Annotated in this window: 2 protein-coding genes and 2 pseudogenes; 3 read left to right on the top strand and 1 reads right to left on the bottom strand. The window is 67.9% G+C overall.

Features of this window, described 5'->3' with window-relative positions; all coding sequences use genetic code 11:
• From ACFYXH_RS42165 to ACFYXH_RS42155, 3 genes and pseudogenes are all read left to right on the top strand, one after another.
• Positions 1-95, top strand: a pseudogene (locus ACFYXH_RS42165) (IS5/IS1182 family transposase); the annotation flags it as partial.
• Between the two features lie 374 nt (positions 96-469).
• The gene (locus tag ACFYXH_RS42160; protein ID WP_389575091.1) at positions 470-1,219 is read left to right on the top strand and encodes a nuclear transport factor 2 family protein; all 750 of its coding nucleotides are present in this window, start codon (positions 470-472) and stop codon (positions 1,217-1,219) included.
• Positions 1,220-1,564: 345 nt separating this feature from the next.
• Positions 1,565-3,640 carry an FUSC family protein gene (locus tag ACFYXH_RS42155; protein ID WP_389575088.1) on the top strand — a complete coding sequence of 692 codons (2,076 nt, stop codon included), beginning with the start codon at positions 1,565-1,567 and terminating at the stop codon, positions 3,638-3,640.
• Positions 3,641-3,841: 201 nt separating this feature from the next.
• On the opposite strand, the pseudogene ACFYXH_RS42150 reads toward ACFYXH_RS42155, so the two are convergent.
• Positions 3,842-4,628 (bottom strand): annotated as a pseudogene (locus tag ACFYXH_RS42150) (IS5 family transposase).
• Position 4,629 lies beyond the last annotated feature (1 nt).

Raw genomic sequence — 4,629 nt, 5'->3', positions numbered from 1 at the left:
TCGATCTGGCCGACATCATCATCACCGTGCGCAGCCTGATCCGTCGGGCACGGACGACCCACCGCTGGGACGAACGCCCGGACCGCCGCCCATGACCCCGCACCTATCCGCGCGACCTCTTACGCAAGACCGCTCAGTGTGATGCGCCGTACTCGGCAAGGCATTGGGGGTGATGGCCATCTATGCAAGCGAGGGCAGCGCGTCACCCCGTTCGGATGAATGTCGGACGTTGCCCTGGGTGGACGTCACCCGCAAGCGAGGTTCGGCGGTTCGTGACGTGATGCAGAAGTCGGCCTGACCTACTGTGTCGGAGGAGGGACGCGCGCGGGCACCTTGCCTTGGCCGACGGCGCTCGTCAGGCACCGCGGTCTTCCGCTCTGGAGAAGGGCTGTCTCCGCCAGTCATTCGTCCGGTGTGACCCGATGGCCCTTAATCGGTCGGCCTCGCTCAGTACGCGGAGGGAAAGACGATGGACACGAAAAAGCTCATGGTCGACGTGGTGAACGACATGTTCATCGGCCGCGATGCTGAAGCGGTGGACCGGTATGTCGCCCCCGAGTATCTGCAACACAGTCCGCTCGCCAGGGACGGGCGCGATGCTCTCCGACAGCTGGTGCTGTCCCTGCCGGACGGCTTCGACTACGAGCTGGTCCGACTGCTGGCGGATGAGGACCTCGTACTCCTGCACGGCGTTCTGCGCGGCATCGGATCCGAGCCCAGCGTGGCGTTCGATCTCTTCCGTGTGAGGGACGGACGCCTCGTGGAACACTGGGACGCTCTGGCTCCCTACCCGCAGTCGAACAGTCACGGCCGCCCGTCCCAGACCGACGGTCCCGCCGACATCGGACGGCCGGAGATGACAGAGGGCAGTCGCCGGGTTGTGGATGCGTTCACTCAAAGCGTCCTCGTCGCCCGCGAATACGGAAGAAGGGACGAATTCGTCGACCTGCGCGGCTATGTGGAACACGGCCCGCATCTGCCCGGCGTACACGCTGATCCGGAACCTGTCGGCCCCTCGGCATCCCGTGTGCGCTACGGGACCGTTCACCGGGTTCTGGCCGAGGGAGAGTTCGCCTTCGCTCAGTGCGAGGGGGCGTACGACGACGCTCCGTACGCCCTTTACGACTTGTTCCGGGTCAACGACGGGCGGATCGCCGAGCACTGGGGAGTCCACGCCGCGATCCCGTCAGAGCCGCTGAACCACAATGGTGCTTTCTGACAGTCGACCGGGATGCAGGGCGCAACCCGCGCCAGGCGACCCCGCCCGCACCGACGACGCATTGGGGTGGTTGCGCCCCGGCGGGGCGCCGAAATCCAGACGACGACCGCGTGGAAGCCGAGGAGCGTGCCGGCCAGGCAGTAGCGTCCGGGCGGCGGAGTCGTCCGCCCCTCTCAGTGAGCGGCTGAGCCATGTGGCGCGCGAGGAGGATTTGGCATGCTGAGACCTCTTCATCTGCTTCGGGCTCGGGACCCGGGTCTCTTGGTGACTCGGCGCTCGGTGCGGGTGACCCTCGTGGGGTGTCTTGTCTTCTACAGCTGTCGCTACGGCGTGGGCGATACCGTCATGGCGACGTACGCAATCTTCGGGGCCGTCGCCATGGGTGTGCTGGCGCACGTACCGGGGCCGCCCTCCCGTCGGGCACGGACGTTGCTCGCGGCAGTGCCCGCCGGTTGCGTGCTGGTCACGGCCGGCACCCTGCTGGCGGTTGACACCTGGTTGGCTGCAGGCGGGATGTTGGTGCTGGGTTTCGCCGTGGCCTACGCCGCCGTGGGCGGGCCTCGCCTGGTCGGGCTTGCCACCGGTCTGCACCTCTTCTACATGTTGTCCTGTTTTCCTCCCTACTTGCCGGAGACCTTGGTCTCGCGGCTGATCGGTCTCACCCTGGGTGTGGCGCTGATGGCAGCAGGGGAGGTGCTGGTGTGGCCCGATCCGTCCCCCATGCGCTACGAGCAGCGGCTCGCGGACACCATGGAGCACGTGGCCCGGTACCTCAAGAGCGCCGCGGACGTCCTCGACGGCCGACCGTCACTGCCAGAGCGGGTGAACCACCTCCGACAAGCCGCGGCCGAGAAGGCGGAGGCGCTGCGGCCCTTGCATATCCCGGCGGCGGAGCGGCCTGCCTCGGCGGGAAGGCACGACCAGGCCGTGACGCGCGCGGCCTCCGCGCTCCGCTTCGTATGGGGGCTCTCCACCCGGCTGCTGCCACGCCCCGGAACTTCGCCGCCGCACAATCCCGACGCTGCGCGGCTGCTGTGTCAGCAGGCGGACGCTCTGGATCACGCCGCACGTTCCCTGACGGTGAGTGAAGCCCGGCCGCCGTCGCTGGACGCTCTGGACGACGCGATCACCGCTTTCGAGGCCGCGCGTACACAAGCCTGTGACCGGCTGCTGTCACAAGGCATGGGCACGGAGGCGCTGCACAGCAGCGCGGTGGCCCTCGGCATCGCCCGCGGCACGCACTCTCTGGTGACAGCGGTACGGATCGCCGTACGTGCCTCCGTTCCGCCGGACCTCACTCCTGCAGGGGAGCGTCCAGGCCCGTTCTGGTACGCCTACGAGCCCGCGTGGCGGCTGTGGTGGGTGCGGTTCACCAGGAGCCTCACACCCCGTTCCGTATACTTCCAGAGCGCACTGCGGATCGCTGCGGCGCTCGCTGTCGCCCGGTTGATCGCCGGGGGCCTGGACCTGTCGCACGGTTTCTGGACACTCCTGGCCACCCTCACGCTCATGCGGACGTCCGCTGCCGACACGCGTACGGCGCTGCGCCCTGCCCTCATCGGGACGCTCTGCGGGGCTCTGGTGGCCGCTTTCCTGCTGGCACTCGTCGGCCCGCGGCCGGACGTCTACGCCGCCCTGCTTCCCCTCGCCATGCTTGTGAGCTTCGTCGTGGGCCCGATCCTGGGGCTGGCCTGGATGCAGGGCCTGTTCACCATCGTGATCGCCATCCTCTTCAGCCAGGTCGCCTCGGCAGGCTGGCAGCTGGCCGAGACTCGTTTCTTCGACGTCCTCATCGGGGGGCTCACGGGAACTGTGATGGGTCTGCTCGCCTGGCCGCGTGGGGGTGGCGGTGAGATGCGCCGCGCTGTCGCCACCTCTCTGCTCGCCTCGTCAGCCGCGGCCCGAGAAGCCGTTCCGGTGCTGATCGGCGCAGCCTCCTCGCAGGAGACGCTGCCGCGGGCCCGTCACGTCCTGTTCCTGGCGGAGGCGTCATACGCGCAGTTCCAGACGGAACGTCACGATCCTCGCATGGCGGGCATCGACTGGCAGGCGGCGCTCATGACAGCCCAACAGATGGTGGAAGGCGCAGAGACTCTAGTTGAACGGTGTCGTTCCGGATGGCCCGTGCCTGGGCACCAGGCCGTCGCCTCCCTGGAAGCGGTGGCCTGCCGGGTGGAGGCGGAGTGCGCGGATCTGGCCGAGGACATGTGCAAGGGCCGCAGTTCTCCCCCGAGCCGGGTCGATGGTGTGCCGAAGGTGCTCGACTCTGCGGGCATCCCCGTCGCAAATGTCGGATCGAGCCGTCAGCAGCTGCAGCTCGTCGACGTTCTGGTCTGGCTCACGGGCCTCCTCGACGATCTCGCCCGCATTCGCGTTCCCGACGAGAGCGCCTCGCCCACTCTCGCGCAGACGGTCGCGTAAGCCGCGAACCCCCGGATCCCGACCTCGTCGGTCTGGCCCAAGAGCCGGTTCGCTACTGACTGTGGCAGATTGAAGCCCCGGCAGCCAGTGGCGGATGCAGGGCGATGTCGGCGGTTCGAGCGGCCCCGGAGAGTCTGAAATGGATGAGCTCCCCCAAGTGACTGAGCAACCATTTAGAGAGTCGCGCGGATAGGTGTGGGGTCATGGGCGGCGGTTCGGGCGTTCGTCCCAGCGGTGGGTCGTCCATGCCCGACGGATCAGGCTGCGCACGGTGATGATGGTGTCGGCCAGATCGAAGAAGGCGTCGATGACGGTGGCCCGGCGCTCGTAGCAGCGGGCGAGGCGGTGGAAGGCGTTCTGCCAGGCGTGGGTCCTTTCGACATGCCACCTCTGACTTGCCTGGATCGGCGCCTTCTCACCCTTGTGCGCGATGCGGCCGTGCAGGCCACGTTCGTCGAGCAGGGCGCGGGTCTTGTCAGAGTCGTAGCCGGCGTCCAGGTGCACGGTGATGTCGTCGGGCAGCGGTCCCAGCTCGTCCAGGCGGTCCAGGGTCGGGGGCGAGCAGCGGGGAGTCGTGGCGGTTCGCTCCAGCCAGCACGCGGCCCAGTGGGATCCCGTAACCATCCGTCATGCCGGAACGCTTCAGGCCCTGTTTGCTGCGATCGACCGGTGATCGCCCTGCGACCTCACCGCCGCCGGGGGCTTTGGTGATGGAGCCGTCGATGGCGATCTGCTCCAGGACGAGGCCGACGATGCGGTCGTAGGACTCCAGCGCGATTTGCTTGAGTTTGGCGAAGATGCCCAGCCGGATCCACTCGTCACGACGGTTGCGGATCGTGGTGGCCGAGCAGGTCGTGTCGGCGATCGCCCCGTAGGAACAGCCGAATCGCAGGAGCTGCAGCGTCTTGTCGAAGACGATTCGGTCGCTGATGCGTGGGCGGTGGCAGCCCAGCGGATGGGTCGGCACGTAGGCCGATCGCTCAGGCAGC

Source organism: Streptomyces sp. NPDC002730, from assembly GCF_042888805.1.
In the GTDB taxonomy this organism is placed as follows: domain Bacteria; phylum Actinomycetota; class Actinomycetes; order Streptomycetales; family Streptomycetaceae; genus Streptomyces.
This window is presented reverse-complemented; position numbering and strand designations above follow the sequence as displayed.

What these genes read in the sequence shown, in the direction of transcription:
- ACFYXH_RS42160 (WP_389575091.1), top strand. Translation starts at nt 470, where the DNA reads ATGGACACGAAAAAGCTCATGGTCGACGTGGTGAACGACATGTTCATC.
- ACFYXH_RS42155 (WP_389575088.1), top strand. Translation starts at nt 1,565, where the DNA reads ATGGCGACGTACGCAATCTTCGGGGCCGTCGCCATGGGTGTGCTGGCG.